Source organism: Olivibacter sp. EAT-5 (assembly GCF_044784325.1).
GTDB classification, from domain to species: Bacteria; Bacteroidota; Bacteroidia; order Sphingobacteriales; family Sphingobacteriaceae; genus Olivibacter; species Olivibacter oleidegradans.
Genome location: NZ_CP173028.1, coordinates 1,739,358 through 1,763,005, shown reverse-complemented (window position 1 = coordinate 1,763,005; position 23,648 = coordinate 1,739,358). Strand labels below are relative to the sequence as shown.

At 40.4% G+C, this 23,648-nt stretch carries 21 protein-coding genes; 7 read left to right on the top strand and 14 right to left on the bottom strand.

Annotation, left to right across the window (positions count from 1 at the left end):
* Positions 1 to 91: 91 nt before the first annotated feature.
* Complete coding sequence (locus ACH11B_RS07115; RefSeq protein ID WP_013664651.1) at positions 92 to 1,273, bottom strand: tetratricopeptide repeat protein; 1,182 nt, start codon at positions 1,271 to 1,273, stop codon at positions 92 to 94.
* A gap of 158 nt (positions 1,274 to 1,431) precedes the next feature.
* Here ACH11B_RS07115 and ACH11B_RS07110 point away from each other — a divergent pair, with 158 nt between their 5' ends.
* On the top strand, positions 1,432 to 2,712 hold the full coding sequence (locus tag ACH11B_RS07110) for a replication-associated recombination protein A (RefSeq protein ID WP_377613156.1): 1,281 nt from the start codon (positions 1,432 to 1,434) through the stop codon (positions 2,710 to 2,712).
* 26 nt (positions 2,713 to 2,738) lie between these two features.
* Here the strand turns inward: ACH11B_RS07110 and rnc are convergent, their stop codons facing one another.
* The 3 genes from rnc to ACH11B_RS07095 all read right to left on the bottom strand — a co-directional run bounded on the left by rnc (position 2,739) and on the right by ACH11B_RS07095 (position 5,069).
* On the bottom strand, positions 2,739 to 3,470 hold the full coding sequence (gene rnc, locus ACH11B_RS07105) for a ribonuclease III (protein WP_013664649.1): 732 nt from the start codon (positions 3,468 to 3,470) through the stop codon (positions 2,739 to 2,741).
* An 84-nt stretch (positions 3,471 to 3,554) separates the two neighbouring features.
* Positions 3,555 to 4,808 carry a beta-ketoacyl-ACP synthase II gene (gene fabF / locus ACH11B_RS07100; protein ID WP_013664648.1) on the bottom strand — a complete coding sequence of 418 codons (1,254 nt, stop codon included), beginning with the start codon at positions 4,806 to 4,808 and terminating at the stop codon, positions 3,555 to 3,557.
* A gap of 24 nt (positions 4,809 to 4,832) precedes the next feature.
* Complete coding sequence (locus ACH11B_RS07095) at positions 4,833 to 5,069, bottom strand: acyl carrier protein (RefSeq protein WP_013664647.1); 237 nt, start codon at positions 5,067 to 5,069, stop codon at positions 4,833 to 4,835.
* Positions 5,070 to 5,339: 270 nt separating this feature from the next.
* Between ACH11B_RS07095 and ACH11B_RS07090 the strand changes: the two genes are divergently transcribed.
* Positions 5,340 to 5,759 (top strand): IPExxxVDY family protein, encoded by a 420-nt coding sequence (locus ACH11B_RS07090; protein WP_041387154.1) that lies wholly within the window; start codon positions 5,340 to 5,342, stop codon positions 5,757 to 5,759.
* Between the two features lie 189 nt (positions 5,760 to 5,948).
* Positions 5,949 to 7,379, top strand: a complete 1,431-nt coding sequence (gene pyk, locus ACH11B_RS07085) for a pyruvate kinase (RefSeq protein WP_013664645.1) — start codon at positions 5,949 to 5,951, stop codon at positions 7,377 to 7,379.
* A 49-nt stretch (positions 7,380 to 7,428) separates the two neighbouring features.
* Here the strand turns inward: pyk and ACH11B_RS07080 are convergent, their stop codons facing one another.
* From ACH11B_RS07080 to ACH11B_RS07065, 4 genes are all read right to left on the bottom strand, one after another.
* Positions 7,429 to 8,520, bottom strand: a complete 1,092-nt coding sequence (locus ACH11B_RS07080) for a DUF4407 domain-containing protein (RefSeq protein WP_377613155.1) — start codon at positions 8,518 to 8,520, stop codon at positions 7,429 to 7,431.
* Positions 8,521 to 8,534: 14 nt separating this feature from the next.
* Positions 8,535 to 9,848, bottom strand: a complete 1,314-nt coding sequence (gene murF / locus ACH11B_RS07075) for a UDP-N-acetylmuramoyl-tripeptide--D-alanyl-D-alanine ligase (RefSeq protein ID WP_377613154.1) — start codon at positions 9,846 to 9,848, stop codon at positions 8,535 to 8,537.
* 91 nt (positions 9,849 to 9,939) lie between these two features.
* Positions 9,940 to 11,586, bottom strand: a complete 1,647-nt coding sequence (locus tag ACH11B_RS07070; RefSeq protein ID WP_377613153.1) for a PspC domain-containing protein — start codon at positions 11,584 to 11,586, stop codon at positions 9,940 to 9,942.
* Between the two features lie 13 nt (positions 11,587 to 11,599).
* Entirely contained in the window at positions 11,600 to 11,959 is a 360-nt protein-coding gene (locus ACH11B_RS07065; RefSeq protein ID WP_013664641.1) for a PadR family transcriptional regulator, read from the bottom strand.
* A 271-nt stretch (positions 11,960 to 12,230) separates the two neighbouring features.
* Here ACH11B_RS07065 and galK point away from each other — a divergent pair, with 271 nt between their 5' ends.
* From galK to ACH11B_RS07045, 4 genes are read left to right on the top strand one after another with little or no spacing between them, the layout of a single operon-like run.
* Positions 12,231 to 13,415 carry a galactokinase gene (gene galK / locus ACH11B_RS07060; RefSeq protein WP_130854599.1) on the top strand — a complete coding sequence of 395 codons (1,185 nt, stop codon included), beginning with the start codon at positions 12,231 to 12,233 and terminating at the stop codon, positions 13,413 to 13,415.
* The gene (locus ACH11B_RS07055; RefSeq protein WP_130854600.1) at positions 13,402 to 14,475 is read left to right on the top strand and encodes an aldose epimerase family protein; all 1,074 of its coding nucleotides are present in this window, start codon (positions 13,402 to 13,404) and stop codon (positions 14,473 to 14,475) included. The genes galK and ACH11B_RS07055 overlap by 14 nt, the downstream gene beginning before the upstream one ends.
* Before the next feature lie 21 nt (positions 14,476 to 14,496).
* Positions 14,497 to 16,167, top strand: a complete 1,671-nt coding sequence (locus ACH11B_RS07050; RefSeq protein ID WP_013664638.1) for a sodium/sugar symporter — start codon at positions 14,497 to 14,499, stop codon at positions 16,165 to 16,167.
* A 51-nt stretch (positions 16,168 to 16,218) separates the two neighbouring features.
* Positions 16,219 to 16,893, top strand: a complete 675-nt coding sequence (locus ACH11B_RS07045; protein ID WP_377613152.1) for a DUF2461 domain-containing protein — start codon at positions 16,219 to 16,221, stop codon at positions 16,891 to 16,893.
* Between the two features lie 5 nt (positions 16,894 to 16,898).
* Here the strand turns inward: ACH11B_RS07045 and ACH11B_RS07040 are convergent, their stop codons facing one another.
* The 6 genes from ACH11B_RS07040 to gldD form a co-directional block, all read right to left on the bottom strand.
* Positions 16,899 to 17,456, bottom strand: coding sequence for an NADPH-dependent FMN reductase (locus ACH11B_RS07040; protein ID WP_377613151.1), 558 nt, complete (start codon positions 17,454 to 17,456; stop codon positions 16,899 to 16,901).
* A gap of 35 nt (positions 17,457 to 17,491) precedes the next feature.
* Complete coding sequence (locus tag ACH11B_RS07035) at positions 17,492 to 17,722, bottom strand: DUF3820 family protein (RefSeq protein WP_013664635.1); 231 nt, start codon at positions 17,720 to 17,722, stop codon at positions 17,492 to 17,494.
* A gap of 4 nt (positions 17,723 to 17,726) precedes the next feature.
* The gene (mfd, locus tag ACH11B_RS07030) at positions 17,727 to 21,065 is read right to left on the bottom strand and encodes a transcription-repair coupling factor (protein WP_130854603.1); all 3,339 of its coding nucleotides are present in this window, start codon (positions 21,063 to 21,065) and stop codon (positions 17,727 to 17,729) included.
* Between the two features lie 30 nt (positions 21,066 to 21,095).
* Entirely contained in the window at positions 21,096 to 22,322 is a 1,227-nt protein-coding gene (locus ACH11B_RS07025; protein ID WP_377613150.1) for an ABC transporter permease, read from the bottom strand.
* A 13-nt stretch (positions 22,323 to 22,335) separates the two neighbouring features.
* Positions 22,336 to 22,977 (bottom strand): MBL fold metallo-hydrolase, encoded by a 642-nt coding sequence (locus tag ACH11B_RS07020; RefSeq protein ID WP_377613149.1) that lies wholly within the window; start codon positions 22,975 to 22,977, stop codon positions 22,336 to 22,338.
* A 63-nt stretch (positions 22,978 to 23,040) separates the two neighbouring features.
* On the bottom strand, positions 23,041 to 23,625 hold the full coding sequence (gene gldD / locus ACH11B_RS07015; protein ID WP_130854606.1) for a gliding motility lipoprotein GldD: 585 nt from the start codon (positions 23,623 to 23,625) through the stop codon (positions 23,041 to 23,043).
* Between the last annotated feature and the right edge of the window lie 23 nt (positions 23,626 to 23,648).

Sequence of the window (23,648 nt, the reverse complement as noted above, 5' to 3'; positions counted from 1 at the left end):
AAACCACACAGCAATATAGTATAAAACTATTTCTTTTGTAAATCATATAAATTTTACATTTATGCGATGCTATACTTTGTCGGAGGGCTTGTTACATGGAAGTATTCTGCATTACTGTCATGGTATCTTCTTTTGTTTTTGATACCGTGGCCTTTACATCGCTAGTGGGAAATAACCGATTTTTGATATGGTGATAAGCTGTTAAATATTCAGAGGCTTTTGTATAATTTTTTGTCTGCAAATACACATCCCCTAGATCATCATATATACGTAAGCTCAACATCTCATCACCTGCCTGTAAAGCATAAGCGGCTGCAGAAGTATAATCGGTGATGGCTAGATCATACTCCTTCAGTAATTTCTTTACTTTACCAAGATGGTATAAGCTATACGACAAATCACGCTGACCATTACTTGCCAACGAAGCAACTTTTACAGCCTGAAGGTGGAACCACCTGGATTCGGTATATTTTTTTTCCAACAAATAAATGGCAGCCAAACTATTATAAGCACTCACACGACCGCTGGTGTTTTTCTCTTTTTTGTACAAAGGCAAAACTCGTTTAATGATATCATGCTGTGCTTCTTTAAATTGTCCTTTTCTAGCCTTCAAAAGTGCTAAATGCTCTAAGGCTATCGCCATGTTATGTGTACTGTTTGCCTTTAATGCAGCTTTACTCATTAGCTCATAATAGAGCAGGGCTTTATCGGTATTGTCCAGAAACTCATATAAGGCCCCTAAATTATTTGCAATAATAGCTTGTGCATGGAAGTCGTTAATCTCTCCCTTTATAGCAAAGGCTCGTTCAAAGCTACCAATAGCTTGTTCATAGCCCCTGTCTTCTACATATAAGAGCGCCAGCCGGTTTTGCAGATCTGATACCATTTCCATATTTCCAATTTGCAAATAGGACTGTAAAGAACGTTGGAGAGAATTCTGTAGATCGGCTCTATTTATACTTGTATGCGTGGGTAAAGGATAATACTGCCCGGTCTGCTGCAAAACAGCGCTGAGGCCTCTTTCTTCCAACCCTTTTGTAACGAAGACCGCAGCCATGCGCTTTTTGTCAAACTCTTCTTTCAGCAATTGCTCCTTGGTCTTTTCGGGTGGAAGTTCATATAAAACAGGGCCAATTCCTGAGAAATCTTTTACGGATACTGTGTCTGGCACAATCCCCCTATCACTTCTTCTTTTGGATAACTTGCCTTTTACCCCCGGTGAGAAACCCATTAATAGGCAAGAAACCAATGTATATTTAAGTATCTTTTGCACGTACGCCGTTTTTATTTATTTCCTATTATACAAACTTATATAAAATTGATTTGATTTGCAATTTTATGATATCCAAGACATAACCTATTTTTTCGACTTCTTTGTCGCAATGTTGGTATTGCTTTTAGATAAAAATAATAGTAGGTTTGCTAAAAAAGATGGCAACAACTCCTCCTTTGGCTGAGCGCATGCGCCCTGAAAATATAAATGATTATGTTGGTCAATATCATCTATTGGGCCCGGATGCTGTTTTAAGAAGATCCATTGAAAGTAACAATCTTCCATCTATGATTTTATGGGGACCTCCCGGGGTGGGAAAGACGACCTTAGCTTATATCATTTCGAAGCGTTTAAATCGCCCGTTTTTTAACCTCAGTGCAATAAATGCCGGGGTTAAAGATGTTAGGGAAGTCATTGAACAAGCGAACTTAAGTAAGGCCATGTTTCAGGATCAACCCATTTTATTTATCGATGAAATTCATCGTTTTTCAAAATCCCAACAGGACTCTCTGTTAAGTGCTGTTGAACGGGGACTGGTTACCTTAATTGGAGCAACAACAGAAAACCCATCTTTTGAAGTTATATCAGCATTACTATCCCGTTGTCAGGTATATACGTTGAAACCATTAGACGAAAGTGACCTTGTAACACTTTTACAAAAAGCCCTCGCTAATGATCCGGTCCTAAAAGAAAAAAAAATCATTATTGATGAACATGAGGCTCTTCTCCGAATTTCAGGGGGAGATGCCCGGAAGCTACTTAACGTATTGGAACTGGTTAGCAATGCTCTTCCTGAAGGCAACCATCATATTAATAACGAATTCGTGCTCAAACAGGTTCAACAGAACATGGCGCTCTACGACAAAGCCGGTGAGCAGCATTACGACATTATTTCCGCCTTTATCAAATCGATCCGAGGAAGTGATCCGAACGCCGCAGTATACTGGCTGGCACGGATGATTGAAGGAGGGGAAGACCCATCCTTTATTGCTAGACGATTGCTTATTCTGGCCTCCGAAGATATCGGCAACGCAAACCCAAATGCCCTGTTGCTTGCAAATAACTGTTTTCAGGCTGTAAATGTAATCGGATGGCCTGAATCAAGAATCATTCTTTCGCAAACGGTAACCTACATGGCCTCATCAGTCAAAAGCAACGCTGCTTATGAAGCGATTAACAAAGCACAGGCGCTTGTTAAACAAACGGGCGATTTATCGGTTCCTTTACATTTAAGAAACGCACCTACTAAACTGATGAAGAATTTAAATTATGGAAAGGAGTACAAGTATGCACACGCATACGATGGAAATTTTGTTGAACAAGAATTTATGCCTAAAGAAATAACAGGTCAACAATTGTATGATCCGGGAAAAAACCCTTCAGAACAAAAGCTAAGGGAGCATCTACGGAAACTATGGAAAGATAAATATGGATACTAGTAGGCAACGACCTAACCTTTACGTCGCTAAATGATGCCTAAGGCTTCGCAGGCTTTTTCCGCAGCCAACTTTTCGGCATTTTTCTTATTATAGTCGCGCCCCGTCCCCCTGACTTCCCCGGAAATAATAGCTTCTACCGTAAATAATTTAGCGCTCTCTCCTTCTGCATTATTCGCTACTTCAAACAACACTTCGTTCCCCGTGGACTGACACCATTCAATTAATCGGCTCTTAAAATTTGTTTCGGTTTGCTCTAACAGGTGAATGTCTACGTGAGGCTTTATAATGCGGCTGAGAAGAAAATTACGGGTAAACATGTATCCCTTGTCAAGGTAGACTGCTCCAATGAGAGCCTCAAAGGCATCGCCCAATAAAGAGCTCGATTTCCCGGGATATCCTACCATTTTCGAATCGTATTGTATGAGTTCATCGAAACCCAGCTTTCTGGCTAATTGGTTAAGATGAACTCTACTAACAATCTTTGAACGCATCTCCGTTAAAAAGCCCTCATCTTTATAAGGGTACATTTTAAACAAAAGCTCGGCGACAACTGCGCCTAGAATAGCATCTCCTAAAAACTCCAGCCGCTCATTGCTATTTTTTGTTCCTTTCTTTACCTGTACCGCAACCGATTTATGACGAAAGGCCATTTGGTAGAGGTATAAATTTCCCGGTATAAATCCGAGTAAATTTTTTAGTGCCCGAACGTATTTTCGTTTGGACGAGAGGTAGAGCTTATAAATGCTAAAAATAGACATTATTCATTTGGAAAATTTTCAGAATTCCATAGATATGATTCAGCGAAGCTTTCGAAAAGATACGTTTCTCAAGGCAGAAACACATTATTCTTCGTACTTCTTGAATATAACGGAGGCGTTATGCCCACCAAAACCAAATGTATTACTTAAAGCATAGTTGACTGTTCGACTTTGCGGTTTATTAAACGTAAAGTTAAGTCTGCTATCTAAGTTGGGATCATCGGTGAAATGATTAATCGTTGGAGGTATGATACCATTTCGGATGGCCAAAATGGAAGCGATTGATTCTACCGCCCCAGCCGCACCTAACAGGTGACCTGTCATAGATTTGGTTGAGCTAATGTTAAGCTCATAGGCATGAGCTCCAAAATGATCAAGAATGGCCTTCGATTCACTTATATCTCCTACCGGTGTTGAAGTACCGTGCACGTTAATATAGTCGATATGTTCATTAGAAATACGGGCATCTTTTATGGCATTGGTCATCGCTAGCCGCGCACCGAGACCTTCCGGGTGGGACGCAGTAATATGGTGCGCATCCGCACTCATGCCTCCACCGATCAACTCCGCGTAAATCTTTGCTCCACGTGCTTTTGCATGTTCCAAACTTTCAAGGATAATCGTTCCCGATCCCTCGCCGGCCACAAAACCATCCCGATCATTATCGAAAGGTCGCGACGCGGTAGCAGGGTCATCGTTACGTGTTGAAAGTGCATGCATTGCGTTAAAGCCTCCTATACCCGCTTCGTTGATAATGGCCTCTGACCCGCCACTAATAATAACGTCGGCATATCCTGTCCGGATATAATTGAGGGAATCTATCAGTGCGTGTGTCGATGAAGCACAAGCTGAAACGGTTGAAAAGTTCAACCCATGCAGTCCATACTTCATGGATATATGCCCAGGACATATATCCAATATCATTTTGGGTATAAAAAAGGGGTTGTATCTAGGTGTCCCGTCGCCTTTAGCAAAGTTACTTACTTCGTCTAAAAAGGTTTTCAATCCGCCAATTCCCGATCCCCAAATTACACCGATACGATTTGTATTTAACTTGTCAAACTCTAACCCGGCATCCCGTACAGCCTCTTCTGTAGAGGCAAGGGCATAATGAACAAATGGATCTAACTTACGAGCCTCCTTCCGATCCATAAATTGAGTAGGATCGAAGCCTTTTACTTCACACGCAAATCTTGTCTTGAATTTCTCTGCATCAAAATGCGTAATAGGAGCAGCTCCGCTTACCCCGTTGATCAAACCATTCCAATATTCAGAAACAGTATTACCAATAGGAGTAAGCGCACCTAATCCTGTTACTACTACTCTTTTAAGCTCCATTTATTCGATTGGCCTAATTTTTAGTTAGTTAACGTTTTTCTCTAAGTAAGCTACAGCTTGTCCAACAGTGCTGATGGTTTCAGCTTGGTCGTCAGGGATAGCTACGTTGAATTCCTTTTCAAACTCCATGATCAACTCTACGGTGTCTAATGAATCAGCACCTAAATCATTGGTGAATGAAGCCTCTGGTGTAACTTCATTTTCGTCAACACCTAATTTCTCAACGATAATTGCTTTAACTCTTGAAGCGATATCAGACATGATTTTTATGGTTTAATGTTTAATAAATCAGTGCAAAGAAAAATAAAATTCAGCAAAAATCAAACCTTTTTAAGTTTTAGGCCTAATTACTTTATTCTCAAAGACATTTTACCATAGGCAATTTGTTCAACTTAAGGCAGAAAATTACTTCCCTTAAACACTTGTTGTGCCAAGTGTCCTTAATAACAAATGATTTTTTGTTTTGTGTTAAGTATGTCAATTGCAATAGAATAGCAATTTATCTAAGTTTGCACCAAAGTTTTAGAAACATTGAATAAGCTGACATTAAAATACGAATTGGATATCGACTTCAATTTGGTGGCCATAACTTGCCCTTTAAAGGATTATCGGCTATGCTATTATATTAATAAAGTTACAGGATTGGACCTACACAAAATAGACGATCATGAAATTTGGCAAGACAATCAACATTCCTTTTATTTCGGAAGATACTACTATGAAGACAGCAATAATGAAATTTCCTACTACCTTTTAAATAATAAAGGTCTCGAGGGGGGGGTACTCATTCCGGAGATGAAAGTCACGGATTTTTTCTTATTGATAAAAAATGCCATCGATGATGAGCTGCTGGAGTGGCAGATCGATCAGATAAATAATTTAAAAGAGGTAGTTGTAGCATCCGAAATAGATCCACATAAATTGAAATCGAGAGAAAATTTAGTATTTTAGCTTGAGAATGATTTTCTTACCTTTGCCCGTGTAACTTTTACACTATTGTGAATAAAAACAACGACTTTTTCCCGAGGGGGGAAAAGGTAATTAACAGAATAATAGAATTAACAACCATAAAGAACAACTATATTTCCGGTAAACCAAGGGCTTATAGTATGTTCAACGCCATTAAAAACTAGCAATAAAATGAAAAAAGTTCATAAGAGAACTAAAATTGTGGCCACTTTAGGCCCCGCTTCATCGCCAAAAGAAATATTAAGCAGCTTAATTGAAAAAGGTGTAGATGTCTGTCGTTTAAACTTTTCGCATGGTAGCCAAGAAGATCACCTCAAGGTTATTAATACGATAAAGGAGATTAACGCCGAAAACAATTTGAATATCGGAATCTTGGCCGACCTACAGGGCCCTAAAATACGTATAGGAAAAATGAAAGAAGGCGGAGCCATTTTATTAAATGGAAAACAGCTTCGCATTACTACTAAAGAAATGATAGGAAATGAAGAAGAGATCTATATTACCTATCAAGAATTTCCAAAAGACGTTACTGAAGGAGAAATCATCTTGTTAGATGACGGAAAAATTCAGCTTCGGGTGTTAAAGACCAATAGTGTCGACTCGGTTACCTGTGAGGTGGTACACGGCGGTGTACTGACGTCCAGAAAGGGCGTTAACCTTCCTAATACAAAAGTTTCTATCCCCAGTTTAACGGAAGAAGACTTAGATAACCTTCATTTCGTATTGAACTATGATGTTGAATGGATCGGTATGTCTTTCGTTCGTACCGCCGAAGACATTCTACAATGCAAAAAAATAATTGCGGAGAGGGGCAAAACAGCGCGGGTCATTGCAAAAATTGAAAAGCCGGAAGCGATCGAAAATATCGACAGTATCATTGCCGCTACGGACGGGGTTATGGTTGCAAGAGGGGACTTAGGTGTCGAAATCCCGATGGAACAAGTCCCTCTATTGCAGAAAATGATTGTTCAGAAATGCCGCGATGCTTCTAAACCAGTGATTATTGCCACGCAAATGTTGGAAAGCATGATCACTACGCCTAGACCTACCCGAGCAGAGGTTAATGATGTTGCTAACTCTGTTTTGGATGGAGCTGACGCCGTTATGCTTAGCGGAGAGACATCTGTAGGTGAGTTTCCTGAAATTGTAATCGAAACGATGACAAAGATTATCAAAAACGTAGAGGGCACGGCTTATCCTTATTTTTCACCACGCAAGCCCGGGCATAATCCATCTACCTCCATTCCGGATTCAATTTGTGCATCGTCGGTTTACCTCGCTCAACAGGTAAAAGCAAAAGCGATTGTAGCAATGACCTCATCCGGCTACACGGCCTTTGAAATCTCCAGCCACAGACCGGATTCAGACATCCATATTTTTACCGGAAACAAATCGCTTCTTAATACACTTAGCTTACTTTGGGGTGTAAAAGGATTTTACTATGATGGGGAAGAAAGTACCGATTCTTCTATAGCAGATGTAAATTCTCAGCTTAAAGAAGCCGGGCTGATCTCTTCAGGCGACCTCGTAGTCAACACCGCCTCTATTCCGATCAGCGAAAAAGGAAGAACGAATATGATTAAAGTCACTGAAATCAAATAAGATAATAAACGCTCATTATTTAATGCATGAAAGCATTAAATAATGAGCATTATCCTGTAATACCTTCAAGCTCACTTCTTATTTTCTTTATCCCCGCACTTACTTTGGCAGGTTGAACTTGATCAAGAACGGTTACTTCAGTAGTTCTGTCTTGCTCTGACCGATAAATAACCAAAAATTCCTCATCGTTAATCAAAGCGTCGTAGGGACCTTTGCCACTCATCAGCTTAACCAATACGGGCAAGCATTCAAAAAAGATGAATAATAATCCAATGAATGTTATCGCCCAGTAATTACTCGCATTCGTCTTCCCTGCATCACTGTATTTTAACTGTCCGAGGGCTTCATTCCTATCAGCAAAACCAGCTAGTTTCACGATGCTATCCAACTCCTTGGATGTCATTAGCTTTTCGTCAAGCAGGCCATCGATCTGCCTCCTTTCTTTTATAAAGCGCTCCTGAACGCTTATCTGTGAACGTAAATCCTCTTCTCGTCTCTCTCTTTCCTTTAACGCCTCCTCCTTTCTTTTGGCGTAAGGGCCATAGCCCATCATACCCGAAGTCTCAGCTGTTTTACTTCCAAATATTTCAAAATTTAAACTTTGACGATCGTGCTTAATCGTTTTCGAAAGGGAATCAAGTTCCGATTTTAGTCCTTCTAATTTAGCAATATCGCTATTGTATTTACGATCAAAGGAGCCATTTAATTGATCGATCCGTTGTTTTTGTCCATTTAGATAATTTATCTTAAGCTGTTCTCTTATTTCCTTATCAAATATTTTTAGCTCCAAAGGCCTGGAAATCACAATCCCAATCAATATCGCCAAAACTAAACGAGGTGCTGCTTGGAGAAACTGTTTAAAGGGTGTCGACATTTTATTAATTGTTGAAACGATGTAGCGGTCCATATTAAAAATAGCCGTTCCCCAAATGAGACCAAAGGAAATGGAAGCGAGTAAGGCATAAGTGCTTCCGCTAAAAACAAAATACAGCGCATAACTACCGGCGATAGCGGCAAACAAACCGGTAAAAAAAATCGTTGCTCCAATACCGGCATATTTGTTGTGCTCTGAGGGAGTTTTCAATAAGGTAGGTATGTGCGCCCCACTACAAAACCAAAAAAAATGATTAATCTTCCTCATAACTCCCTTTTAAATTATAGATATTGAAGCAAGCCTTCAAAAGCCATTCCTCTAGATGCCTTTAGAAGAACCGTCGTATTTTCAAGTGGTTTCTCCTGTAAAGCCTGCTTAGCCGCATCGAGCGATTCGTAATATTCTATATCATGTTCTTCTTGCCTTTGTCCGAAAAAGTTTCTACCCACAAAAATTTTTCGATAAAGCTTCATGCCACGTATACGTTCGATCAAACGACGATGTTCTGTCGGTGCTTCTTCTCCCAACTCAAACATATCACCCAAAATCGATACCTTTTTCTCCGCATGAATACTTTCCAAATTATCCAGAGCCGCCCACATACTACTTGCATTGGCATTATAGTAATCGCAAATAACGGTATTCTTTTCAGTCTGCGTGATCTGAGAACGATTATTTGTAGGGCTGTACGCTGTAATGCCTCGGTTAATTTCCTCGGGGTTCAATCCAAAATATAAACCTACCGCTACGGCAGCTAATACATTTTCCAGGTTATAGGAGCCCGTTAAATGCGTAGGTACCACCTGACGATCGTAACCATATGCCTTAATACTGCTCCAACCTAAATTTAAAACGGGATTAACGGAAAGCAATTCGCCACTAATATTGTTCGATTTGTCTAAACCATAGGTTATGATTTGCTTGAAGGTTTTATTGTTGGCCATTGATAACAAATGATTATTATCTCCTTGTAAAAACAGAACCCCTTTATGTTCTTCCAGCCACTCATATAACTCGCCTTTAGCCTGTTTCACCCCCTCAAAACTTCCAAAACCTTCTAAATGCGCCTTCCCAACATTTGTAATCAGTCCGAGCTCCGGTCTCGCTATCCCACATAAAAAAGCGATTTCGCCAATATGGTTAGCACCCATCTCTATAATGGCAAGCTCAATAGCTGAATCAATAGCCAGCACACTCAACGGTACACCTATATGATTATTCAAATTACCTTTTGTAGCATAAACGTTAAACTTCTGCGACAACACCGATTGTAGAAGCTCTTTAGTAGTCGTCTTTCCGTTAGTACCGGTGACCCCTATAACAGGTATCTGCAGTTGATCCCGGTGATACCTCGCTAAATTTTGCAGTGTTTCCAGAACATTCGAAACCACTTCGATGCGTTCGTCAACAATGGGTACCGGCTCATCAACGATCGCTAATCTTGCACCTAATTCCAGCGCTTTTTCAGCAAATTGATTACCGTTAAATGTAGCCCCTCTCAATGCAAAGAAAATGGACCCGGGAAGAATATTTCTCGTATCCGTTGATATTTTTTGACATTCTTGAAAAAGCCTATAAAGTGTTGCAATCTCCATAAAAAATGATTTTTGCGACTAATTTACATATTATAATATTGAGAATAATGACTCGCCTTATGAGGCTTTTTCACTTAAGTTGGCTATCTGATTAATTTTCAATATGGACTGAATCTGCTTGATGTTCTTCTTCCTTTTTCATCTCTGCTATGCATTTCAACCCTTCTTCCGTCATAATCCATTCTGTATAAGATGCTCTATTTTCCTCGGGAAAATTTTCTCTACATTGCCAAACCGGCAAATTTCTAATGTGGTTATCGGCTTCATTACTTAAAAATAATTTTGCGCCCACAGGTAACAGCATTTTAATACTTACTCGCTGGTCGCGCATTAGTTCACCTTGTGGCAAGGTGGAGTTATTATCAAATACGATATGCTGTTCCTGCTGATTCACATTATAAATGATTCGTTCTGCTCGCTTCGCTGCTAGATCAAAGTTTTTCCCTCGGGCGTGAAACTCTTGAACGAGTTTTGCCGGACTGTTCGTCTCTCCCTTTATTATTTTAATATCGACCGAATTCATATTTCGGAATTTACCTCTTTTTCGATTGGATTTTATAATAGTACCCAAAGAGTCCAGTCGATTCCCGCTGGAATCAACCTTTTTAATGACGTTGACATCGTTTACATCCACATAATATGCAGGGAAAGGGGCTAGTAAGCGCTCCTGAACAATGGAAGCATCCTCTCTGAAATCTTGTGCTGTTTGAATCGTATAATAGGTGAGCGTACCGGCGGCTACGAGCCATAGTACCAGGAGTCCGAATCCTACATAACTACCCGCTATTCGCCTATTAAATACAATACGGATGGCTAGTATAATAAGTGCCAACAGAGGGATCGCCAAACTGAAGAAAGCGGCCACAATGACAATACCCTTATAAGATTCAGGAACAAGATACAAGGGGAAATCCGGGTCATATAACCCCCCGAAGCCATCTCCGTTCCAATCTGGTATTGCCAGAATTAGGCAAACAAGCAACGCAACAATTCCTGCGCTTAACCCGAAAATGATAAGAGCGCCGATAACTTTTAAGAATACAATGAATGCTTTTGCAATAAAATTCGCAGCACCCTCCAACGAGTCTGCCGCCTTATTTAGGCCGGGTTTGATTCTTTCCCCGGCCATAGTAAAATTTCCGCGGAGGCCCTCCATTTCCTCTTCAAAATTCTTTTTGAAGTTTTGCAAATTCGGTGCTTCCCCACGCATCGCCATACGGTCGGCCCGGGTTTTTGCAATGGGTACAACAATCCAAAGTATAATGTATAAAAGGAAGCCCGTTCCGGCAAAAACAAACAAGAGTACCATTACAAGCCGAACCCATAATGTTTCGATATCGAGGTAATGCCCCAACCCGGAACATACGCCCCCAAATACTTTATCATCGGGATCTCTAAATAATTTGCGTGTTCCTGAGTAGCCTGACCCATAATACGATTGCCGCGAATAATCATAAGAATCACCGGCATTATCACTTTCAAAGTCGCTCACTTTTCCCATCTGTGCACAAACTTCTTCCACATCCTGCATCGTAATAACTTCTTTCTTTCCCGGAACAATCCGTTCGTTGAACATCTCCGCAATTCTGTTTTCAATATCTCCTACAATTTCCTTGCTGTCTTCCGTATAAGCAAAATGCTTTTTCACATCGATCATGTATGACCGCAAAGCATCGTAAGCATCTTCTTCAATGTGAAAAACGATGCCGTTTATATTTATTATTATTGTTTTATTCATGGTTAATCATTTATTAAAGGTTCACATCGCTGTTTTCTTCTGTATTTCTAGGTGCAGTGGATGTTTTTACTGCAAACACAAGCTCGTTCCAAGTTTCATCTAAAGCTTTAAGCACTTCTTGGCCGGCTTCGGTTATTTGATAATACTTTCTTGGCGGACCCGAGCTGGACTCTTTCCAGATATAGCTTAACAGCTCGTTATTCTTCAATCTGGTTAACAGAGGATATAGTGTACCCTCTACCACCAATAAGCGAGCCGCCTTGAGCTCATTGATGATATCTGAGGCGTATATTTCCCCTCGGGAAATAATTGACAGAATACAGTATTCCAGTATTCCTTTCCTCATTTGGGTTTGCGTATTTTCTACTATCATATAACAAAGATATATGTTTTGGTAGGTATTATGCAATACATAGTAGCTTGTTAAAGACATACTAAATTATAAATGACTGACAATCAACGACAAAAAATTAAAATACCGACAAAAACGCATGTTATCAGAAGCTATATCTTCGATTATTTCAGGTATTTCGTTTGGTCTTTCTGTTTTCGCGATTATCAAATAGTGTATTTTTAACACAATCCATTTGCTTTTTAATATTTCATCCAATACATTTACAAATTAATTCCTTATAAACAAAAGCATGATTAAAGCGGCTAACCTAAAGAAACTATTTATCGAAAAATTTAGTCAGAATCCATTAATCGTCCGCTCACCGGGCCGAGTAAACCTCATTGGAGAGCATACCGATTATAACGAAGGGCTCGTTCTTCCGGCGGCAATTAATAAAAATGTATACTTAGCTATTGCTAAAAATAACACGGATAAAGTTCGTCTTTATGCCATAGATCTATCCGATTCTTTTGAAACCACCGTTGATGCTATAAAAAAGACTGACAAACTTTGGCCGGATTATATTCTCGGCGTCATTGAACAATTGCAATTAAATAATTACGCCATTAATGAAGGATTCGATATTGCTTTCTCCGGAGATATTCCGCAAGGAGCAGGCTTATCGTCATCCGCTGCCTTGGAATGCGCTACCGCTTTTGCTCTAAGCACGCTTTTTGAGTTCCACATAAGTAAGCTGGATATCGCACTTCTGTCTCAAGCTGCTGAAAATCAGTTTGTCGGTGTAAATTGCGGCTTAATGGATCAGTTTGCGAGTGTATTCGGAAAAGAACAGCACCTTGTGAAATTAGATTGTGCAGATTACTCATACGAGTATATTCCTTTTAAGACAAGCGACATAAAAATATTGCTGCTCGATACGCAGGTTAAACACTCGTTAGCTTCCTCTGCCTACAACGAACGCCGCGAACAATGCGAAGAGGGCGTTCGGTTGATCAGTCGGCATCACCCCTCAGTTACCAGTTTGCGGCACGCTACGGAAGAGATGCTTCTCAAATATGTAAAACCCGTTGACGAAATTGTATATCGAAGGTGTAGCTACGTGGTCGCAGAGATTGCACGTTTACAGCTAGCTTGTGAGGATTTGAAAAAAGACGATTTTAAAGCTTTCGGGCAACGTATGTTTGAAACGCATGAAGGCTTGGAGAAACAGTATGAAGTGAGTTGCAAGGAACTTGATTTATTGGTGCAGTTAGTAAAGGGCAATCAGTATGTGCTAGGAGCCCGTATGATGGGTGGGGGCTTTGGCGGTTGCACGATTAATCTTGTGAAAGCTGATAAAGCGGAGGAAGTGGCTCAACAAGTTGCTGCTGCTTATAAAGAACAAACAGGAATAGAGATTCCGTATTATATTGCTGAAATAAATTCCGGAACGAGTATCGTTGATTTAACACAAGCATCGTATGGCCAGGTATAAGCTTCCACTACTTAAAGATTTCAAAACAAAAGGAGACGATAAGAGTAGCGCGCTGATCATACTAAAAAATAACAGAGGAATGCAGGTGGCGCTTACAAACTATGGCGCGCGAATAGTAAGTATGATTGTTCCCGATAAGACCGGAAGTTCGGTAGATGTTGTTTTGGGCTTTAACAACATCTTGGATTATCTCCATGCGGATGAATTATATCATGGGGCTACTATTGGGCGATACGCCAACCGGATAAGCAACGGTACATTTGAACTTGGCGGAATACCCTATAAAATTGAACCAAATAACGGCCCTAATGCGCTACATGGTGGGAAAAATGGTTTTCACACAAAAATATGGGATCGAAGAATTAACAATCCCAATCAGGTGACCTTCTATTATACTTCTCCTGACGGTGAAGAAGGTTTTCCGGGAACACTAACCGTGTCCGTAGATTATCTATTGACAGATGAAAACGAGCTCCAAATAAATTATCGAGCAAATAGCGATAAAGACACTATTATTAACCTTACAAATCACGCCTATTTCAATCTGGATGGCGAAGGTTCGGGATCCATCGTTGATCATGTTGTTGAAATCGCAGCCGAAACGTTCCTTCCCATTAACGAGGTTCAAATCCCTTTGGGAGAGCTCCGACCGGTAAGCGATTCAGCTTTTGATTTCCGTAAACCGAAGCGTATATCCTTGGGCATATCAAGCGAGGATGAACAAATCCAAAAGGGAGGTGGGGGATATGACCATACCTTCGTTCTAAACGAAGCAAACAAAGACGGTAAAAAAGTCGCAGCTTCTGCCTTTTCTGAAAAGAGTGGGATTATGCTCGAAGTGCTTACTACCGAACCCGGGATACAATTTTATACGGGAAATGCGCTCACAGGAAAGGACAAAGGAAAATCAGGAAACCACTATGCCAAGCAACACGCGTTCTGCTTCGAGACACAACACTTTCCTGATGCACCGAACCAAGCACAATTCCCATCACCCTTACTAAAGGCAAAGCAGCCATTCCGATCACAAACAATTTATCGATTTCATGTGCAAAAATAAAAACACCATAAAACAAGCCCAATGAAAACCTTACACACTACTGACTACTTCGTTTTTTTATTCTATTTTTTGATCGTAGCTTTATACGGCTACTGGGTATATCAAAAAAAGAAATCACTCACTGCAGATTCCAAAGACTATTTCCTTGCTGAGGGTTCTTTAACTTGGTGGGCAATCGGCGCTTCGCTAATTGCTTCCAATATTTCTGCAGAGCAGTTCATCGGAATGAGTGGTTCGGGCTTCAAAATGGGCCTGGCGATCGCTGCTTATGAATGGATGGCCGCGATCACACTGATTATCGTCGGTATTTTCTTTATCCCGGTATATCTTAAAAATAAGATATACACCATGCCTCAATTTTTAAATCAGCGCTACAATAGTACCGTAAGTATCGTCATGGCCATATTCTGGTTGCTGCTCTATGTTGTTGTTAACCTTACTTCAATTCTGTATCTAGGCGCGTTGGCCGTATCCAGTATATCAGGCATCAATTTCACCGTGTGCATTTTCGCGCTCGCTATTTTCGCTATTATCATTACACTGGGCGGTATGAAAGTCATTGGGTTTACGGATGTAATCCAAGTGTTCTTTTTGATTCTCGGCGGACTGGCGACAACCTATATCGCACTCAATTTGGTAGCCGACCATTTTGGCGTACATGGAGCATTAAACGGTTTGGGACTTATGTATGATAAAGCTCCCGACCACTTTGAAATGATATTCGGCAAAGACAATGAAAACTACCTCGATTTACCCGGACTTTCGGTGCTCATAGGCGGTCTTTGGATCGTAAACTTGAATTATTGGGGCTGTAATCAATACATTACCCAACGGGCCTTGGGTGCGGACCTCAAAACCGCTAGGGGAGGTTTGCTATTTGCGGCAGGACTAAAGCTGTTAATGCCGGTTATTGTAGTACTGCCTGGAATTGCGGCTTATATACTTTATAAAGAAGGTTATTTTCAGGAAGAAATGCTTCAGGATGGAAGTGTAAATCCTGATCACGCTTATCCTGTACTGCTGAATCTTTTACCAACCGGTTTAAAAGGATTGTCTTTTGCCGCCTTGACAGCAGCAGTAGTTGCTTCTTTAGCCGGAAAAGCCAACAGTATTGCTACCATCTTTTCATTGGATGTTTACAAAAAGATTTTCAACAAAGAGGCTTCTGAAAAAAATCTGGTTAATGTGGGAAAAACAACCATTATCGTTTCCATGCTATTAGCCATCGTCATTTCACCATACTTAGGGATAGATAAAAAGGGTGGCTTTCAGTATATTCAAGAATATACCGGTTTCGTGTCTCCTGGAATTTTCGCGATGTTCATCTTAGGTTTTTTCTGGAAAAAAGCAACATCCTCTGCTGCAATGTTTGCAACTGTCGGCGGATTCATTCTTTCTGTCATTTTTAAATTTTTGCCGAACGTCATGGATCTATCTTTCTTGGCTCCATCCGGTTTTGCCGTCAAAAATGCAGAAGGTATTTATGAAATACCATTCCTTGACCGTATGGGCTTTGTTTTCATTATCTGTATAGCGGCGATGCTTATAATAAGCATCATCGAAAATAACCGTGGTGTTAAGCCAAAAGGTTTGGAAGTGGACACAAAAATGTTCCGCGTCCATCCAGGATTTGCGATAGGTTCTTTGTTAATAACAGGCGTTGTTGCCGCACTATACTTATTGTTTTGGTAATTAATTATCTTTGCTACGGGGCTTTACCCCGTAGCAAAAGTTATTTTTATAATGCATATTTTCCCATCCACATTCACGTTTCTAACGAGCTTACAACAAAATAATAATAGAGAGTGGTTTCAGGAGCACAAATCTGACTATGATTTAGCACATCAAAATGTTAAAGATTTTGTTGCCGAATTCATCCACGCGCTATCGAAAATAGACCGTTATATTAGCGAGGATATTCCCGTTTCAAAATGCCTTTTTAGGATATATCGGGATACACGCTTTAGCAAAGATAAGACTCCCTATAAAAATTGGTTCGGTGCCGGTATATCTGTTGCCGGAAGAAAGCTGAATGGCCCGGAGTACTACCTCCATATACAACCGGGAAATTCATTTATTGCCGGTGGCTATTGGCGTCCGGAGAAAGAACATTTGGCGGCAATCAGACAGGAAATTGATTACAACGGCACCCAGTTTAGACAGATCATCAACGCCCCCAAGTTCACTAAGTTCTGTATTTTAAATAACGAAGATAAACTCAAAAAAGTTCCGGCAGGCTATGATGCTGACCACCCGGATATTGAATTTCTTAAACTAAAGAGCTTCACCGCTAGCAGCACCTTAAGTGATGCCGATCTCTCCGAGGATGATGGGCGATCCATTACTCGTTTATTGAATTTTGCGGAAGCTATGTATGACTTCAAGCTGTTTCTTCATCAAGCCTTAGATAAAGAGTAAGCTCATCATCGCAACTCCTTCAGGGCGTAATGTAACTTTTCAAGTTTAACGAGCATCGCTTCCGCTGCTTTTTCGTTCGCTTCAGTGGCAGCAAACGATTCCTCCTCATTAAGCTGTTTGGAAAAATTTGCGAGTAGCAATCCATCGAAAGGGAACATTTGTAGTGCATTGGTAACTTGCTTAAGCTGCTGAATCGCTCGTGTCCCTCCGGCTATACCTCCATACCCTACCATGGCGACCGGTTTATAGGCCCACTCATTAAAGAGGAAATCCAGTGCATTCTTTAAAGGGGCGGGCATACCATAATTGTATTCCGGTGTGACAAATATAAAAGCATCAGCAGCGCCGATCTTTGAGCTCCAATCTTTGGTATGTTGATGGGTGTATTGCTGCATTCGAGGATGTACCGGCTCATCCATAAAAGGCAGATTGACTTTCTTTAGGTCTATCAATTCCGTATCAAACATTGTATATTTCTTTGCTGTTTCATATACCCAATGGGCAACAGCATGCCCTTTTCTGCCATTTCTTGTACTTCCTAAGATAATTTTTAACTGAATCATAAGCCTTAATCTTTAAGGGATAACAATTCGATAGCTCATTTGTTGAAGCGCTTGTTTTCGAGCGGAGAAAGTAAATGCTCTAAGCCATTTAATTTGATTTCATACATTGTAGCAAGTAGAACACCCAATTTTCCCTTAGGAAAGCCCTGATTTCGGAGCCAAACAAGGTAGTGCTCGGGCAAACGGCTTATAGGCCAATCCTTATATTTTCCATAAGGCATTTTATAGACAACGAGCTCTTTTAATATTTCTCTATCAGATTCCATACGCTTAACGGGCTAATTCCTGAAGAAGCATAACAGCTTCATCCACGCTTTGAATTCTGTCAAATCCGATACGCAAACTTCCTTTTACTTCTTTTAGGTTACAAACCGATGGATTTTGCTGAACAAACTGCAAAACCTTTCCAAATCGTTCACTTTCAAAATACGGAGATTTTTTATTGCTAATGAAGTACCCCCGAAGCACGTTCTTTTTGTAGGATATCTTCTCAAAACCTATTTCTTTACCAAGCCATTGTAAACGAAGCGTATTTAGCAACTCCTTTACCGGCAATGGTACCGGCCCGAAACGATCGGCCAAATCCTGCTCGAAAGACTCGATTTCATTTTCGGTCTTTAACGAAGCCATTTGATTGTATAGATTATAACGTTCACCTACATTGGTTACATAAGAATCTGGAATGTATACCTCTAAATCCGTGTCTATTTGCGTAAAATTAACATATACTCTAGCCTTTTCCTCCTTAAACAACCCTTCAAATTCATCGTCTTTCAATTCTTGGATAGCTTCGTCCAAAATCTTATGGTACATTTCAAAGCCTATTTCTGCGATAAAACCACTTTGTTCTGCACCTAATAGATTTCCGCTTCCACGAATGTCCAAATCCCTCATCGCTACATTGAACCCACTTCCCAGTTCACTAAATTCTTCAATGGCGCTCAAACGTTTACGTGCCTCGGGTGTAAGGGTCGAAAGGGGAGGAGACAATAAATAACAAAAAGCCTTTTTGTTGGATCGACCCACTCTCCCTCGCATTTGATGTAAATCGCTTAGGCCGAACATATGCGCATGGTTAATAATAATGGTATTTGCGTTCGGAATATCCAAACCCGCCTCAATAATCGTTGTGGCCACCAACACATCAAACTCATGATTAATAAATTTGAGCATGACATCCTCTAAGGCATCACCTTCCAATTGCCCATGGGCAACACCACATCTTGCATTTGGCACCAGCTTAGTGATCAAAGCTCCCAATTGGCGAAGATCCTGCACCCGATTGTGGATAAAGAAGACCTGCCCGCCTCTATTAATTTCATAGGCCACCGCCTCTTGTATCAGTTTTTCATTAAATACATGCAATTCCGTTTGTACAGGTTGACGATTTGGCGGAGGAGTGCTTATGATGCTTAAATCTCTTGCTCCCATCAACGAAAAATGAAGTGTCCGAGGAATCGGCGTAGCAGTAAGCGTCAGCGTATCAACATTAACACGCAATTGCTTAAGCTTCTCTTTAACACCTACACCAAATTTCTGTTCTTCATCAATAATCAATAGTCCGAGATCCTTGAATTTCACATCTTTGCTTACCAGGCGATGCGTTCCGATCACAATATCAATTTCACCCTCGGCGAGTCGCTTCAACGTGTCCTTTATTTCTTTGCTCGTTTTAAACCGGTTGATATAGTCAATATTACAAGGAAATCCCTTTAACCGTTCGGAAAAGGTCCTGTGATGTTGTAATGCCAAAATTGTTGTAGGAACCAACACCGCCACCTGCTTACTATCAGCGACTGCCTTAAAAGCAGCCCGTACAGCTACCTCTGTTTTTCCAAAACCGACATCACCACATACGAGCCGATCCATCGGATGCGGTGCCTCCATATCTTTTTTTACATCGTTGGTCGCCTTTTCTTGGTCTGGTGTATCCTCATAAATAAAGGAGGCTTCCAATTCCGTTTGCAAATAAGTGTCCGGGCTGAAAGCATTCCCCGTTTGCGCTTTCCGTTGAGCATATAGCTTAATCAGATCGCGGGCAATATCTTTAACTTTTTTTTTAGTGGTTCTTTTTAGCTTATCCCAAGTATCGGTTCCTAATTTATTCATTTTAGGAACAGTACCATCTTTACCCGTATACTTGCTAATCCGATTTAAGGAGTTTATATTAACATATAGCAGATCGTTGTCGGCGTAAACCAGGCGAATCATTTCCTGCATTTTGCCATTAACTTCTACTTTTTCCAAGCCCGCATATTTACCTATCCCGTGATCAATATGAGTAATATAATCGCCGGGTTTAAGGTCACGAAGTTCTTTTAAAGTAATCGCTTGTGACCGGGCATAGCCTTTTTTATGTTTATATTTATAATAGCGATCAAAAATTTGATGGTCCGTATAGCAAGCTAGTTTGAGCTCTTCATCGCTAAATCCTTCACGTAAGGCAATACTTATGGGAATAAATTTGACCGTTTTATCCAGATCATCTAAAATGGCAAACAACCTTTCGATCTGTTTCGGAGAGTCACTAAAAATACAATTGGTGATTTTCTTCTCCTCATTTTCCTTTATATTGTGAATAAGTAGTCCAAAATCTTTGTTGAAAGAGGGTTGAGGTCGCTGATTAAATTGAATTTGATGATCAGCATCGTAGAAAAATTGCTTACCGAACTCAACTACCGGAAAATCCTGTAACAGGTTCGCAAGCATCTTTTCATCCGTGAAGCTGAATTTAGGATCGATCCATTCGGGGTTATGTTCTTTGTCCTGGGCCGATAAAGCGGACCAAAGTTTGCTGGCATTTTTGTATCCAGATTGCACAATGTCAAGGGTAAATTGGACATCTTTAATCCAGATGACGGCGTCACTATCGATATATTCCAGTAAAGAAATATTGTTCTCTGTTAGAAACTTCGCCTGCACATTTGGAACAATTGTTACCGTATGAATCTTATTAACAGAAAGTTGATTCTCTGTATCGAATGTGCGTATACTTTCCACAAGGTTGCCAAAGAACTCAATGCGATAGGGTAAATCATTTGAGAATGAAAAAATATCAACAATCCCTCCCCTAATTGCAAATTGTCCCGGTTCGTACACAAAATCCACTCGCTCAAAGTCGTACTCTATCAAAAATTCATTGATAAAATCGATATCCAACTTTGCATTAATGGATATTTCAAGTGTATTTTTACTTAGTTCAGTCCGGTTAATTACTTTTTCTGCTAGCGCTTCCGGATAGGTCACGATCATCTTTGGCAATTCCGAAGCGTGATTCAGCGTACTGAGGGTTTCTGCTCGCTGCAATACATGCGCACTATCCGCTTGAGTAAAATCAAAGGGTTTCCGATAAGAGGAGGGGAAAAAAAGAACCTGCTTATCCAGGAGGCCCTCTAAATCACTCAAAAAGAACGCTGCTTCCTCATAATCGGGTAATACGAAAATAAAAGGTCGTTCCTGCAGCTGATAACTCGAGACCGCCGTTATGGCGTCGGCTGATCCTATCAATCCCTTTAATTGGATTCTAGGCTTGGCTCCCTGAAGTGCTTTTGTAAACGATAAGACTCCTTTGTGTTCCTTATATTGTTGTAAAATATCTTTTATTGTCACTGTAATAAATTAAGAATAATCCTTCGGAAGCTACTCCGAAGCCTTTAATTGTTCCATATTTTTAACACTCAATCTCGACGAAATAGCAGACGCAGTCCCTGAAACTAGTAATACCGTCAGAAATACCAAAAGAAAATCAGACCATCGCATGGATACAGGATAAACGTCCGAGACAATGGTAGTTGTTCCCATACGTACCAGACCAAACTTTTCCTGAATTATACAAAAGACTGCACCTAATAACAAGCCACCTAAACATCCCATCATGGAAATAAAGATTCCCTCTAAAAAGAAGATACGCTTTACCAGTCCATGTGGCGCACCTAAGCTATTTAATACCGCTACATCTTTTTGTTTATCGATGACTAGCATGGTCAATGATCCGACGATATTAAACGCTGCAATCACCAATACAAACGCTAAAATGAAAAATACCATCCATTTCTCACTATTTAATAACTTGTAAAGTCCCGGATTTTGTTCCACCCGGTTTTTTATGTTATAGTTTTTTCCCAGTAACTTTTGAAGATCCTTCTGGACACGGTTCAAATCGGCCCCCTTTTTAAGGTTAATTTCAATCGCCGAAATTTCATCATATTCTCCAAGTACATCACGGGCAAAACCAATTGGAACAATGATAAGATCATCAAGCTCTTGTTGTGCTTTGAAAACCCCTGCAGGTGCAATATTCCGAACATTAAATTCATCAGCTGGGTTGAGAGCTGACCGGACCCCTTTCTTTGGTGAGAAAACTTCAATCTCTGCTAGAATATTATTTAAACTTATACCTAAATTAGTAAAAACGCCCGCCCCCAATAAGGCGTAATTTATTCCGTTTTCGCTTAACACAAATGTTCCATCCCATAACAAGTTATCTGCCGGTCTATTTAGGCCATAAGATGGGTCAACACCTTTCATGTTTGCTATGTACTGGTATTCCCGATATCTTAGAAGCACCTTTTCTTGCAATACCTGACTATAGCTTGCTATTCGCGAATCCTTTTTGATTTTTTCAAAAACAACCGTATCTTCTTTAAATACTTTACCGGAAGCTGGTTCAATCCGCAATTCGGAGGAAAAGGAGCTATACATACTTAATATCAAACCTTCTAGCCCATTATAAACCGATAAGATTACAATCAACGCACCACTAGCTACCAATACACCTACCATGCTGATGGCCGAGATGATGTTAATCGCATTAACAGATTTTTTGGAGAACAGGTACCGCTTGGCAATAAAGGTGGCAGTATTCATAACATTAAGTTACTTAGGCTCTAACAAAAGGATTACTGACCTTTTCTTCTCCTATATATGTTTCCGGGCCATGCCCAGGGTATACAATAGTATCATCAGGTAAGCTATACAGATCTTCTTTAATATGCTTTAGAAGCAATTGATGGTTTCCTCCTGGAAGGTCTGTCCTACCGATACTTCTTCTAAACAGCACATCTCCACCGATAAGCAGTTTTTCCTGTTGATTATAGAAACACAAATGACCGGGAGAATGGCCGGGAGCAAAGATAAGTTGCAAGGAGGTGTTACCAAAGCTCACATTACCCTCCATTGGCAAAAAATGTTCTGGTATAGGCGACTGCTCATACCGTAAACCGAACATCGGCGCTCGTACTTGTACATCCGATAACACAGCCGCTTCATGCTCATGAAATTGGGGAAGTAGCCCAAATTCCTCATAAATCAACTTATTTCCTAGCACATGATCTACATGACAATGGGTATTCAATAACAAGGTGGGCTTCAGGTTATTCGATCTAATAAAATGAAGCACACTTTCTTCCTCCGCTGTCGTATACATCCCCGGATCTACTATGGCGCAGTTGTGCGTCTCATCATATAAAATATAAGTATTCTCGGCAAAGGGATTATTTTCAAACCTTTTTACGTATATCATAATAAACAAACTTAGATAAAATGCTTGGCATTCTCCAACAACAACAAAACAAATCGGAATGTGTCAATGCCACTTCATTGATTTGATCATTACGTTGATGTCCTGTTTAAGGAAATCCAATACGGGCCGAATAGAGTCAAGCCTTGGCTTTTCGTGAAAATAAAGCGCCCCCCTTAGATAGTTTCTGGTACTATCGGTCACAAAAAACTGAACCGAAGACGCACTGTTGCCTTCTATGGAATATAAAATGCCATACACGCGCTCATCCGGAAATGAAATAGTCGATTCATCAATGGCGGTCGCCCTAACCGTATGTTTAAAGGCAAAGGTTCGGGCATCCTCAACCAATTGATTAAAAACTTTTTGGCTGGAAATCGGATAATAACTCAGATGAATGCGGGCATTGTAAGATGGAAAGACTACATCAAACCAGCAAGGTCTAGCCGAAACATTGGTATCTGGCTCAATAATCGCATAGCGAGGGTAATCAAAACGAAAAGGACATGCTCCTTTAAAGGCTTGATATTTCTTGTCGGGAAACTTAATCCGAAAATAACCGCGGGGCTTAGGCGCATAATCTCTTCCACATGAAGAAAATAGCCCTAAAAGAAGAACGCATATAATTACTATTATTCCTCTCGAAGTCACCTTGCTAAGTTAGCGATTCTCTA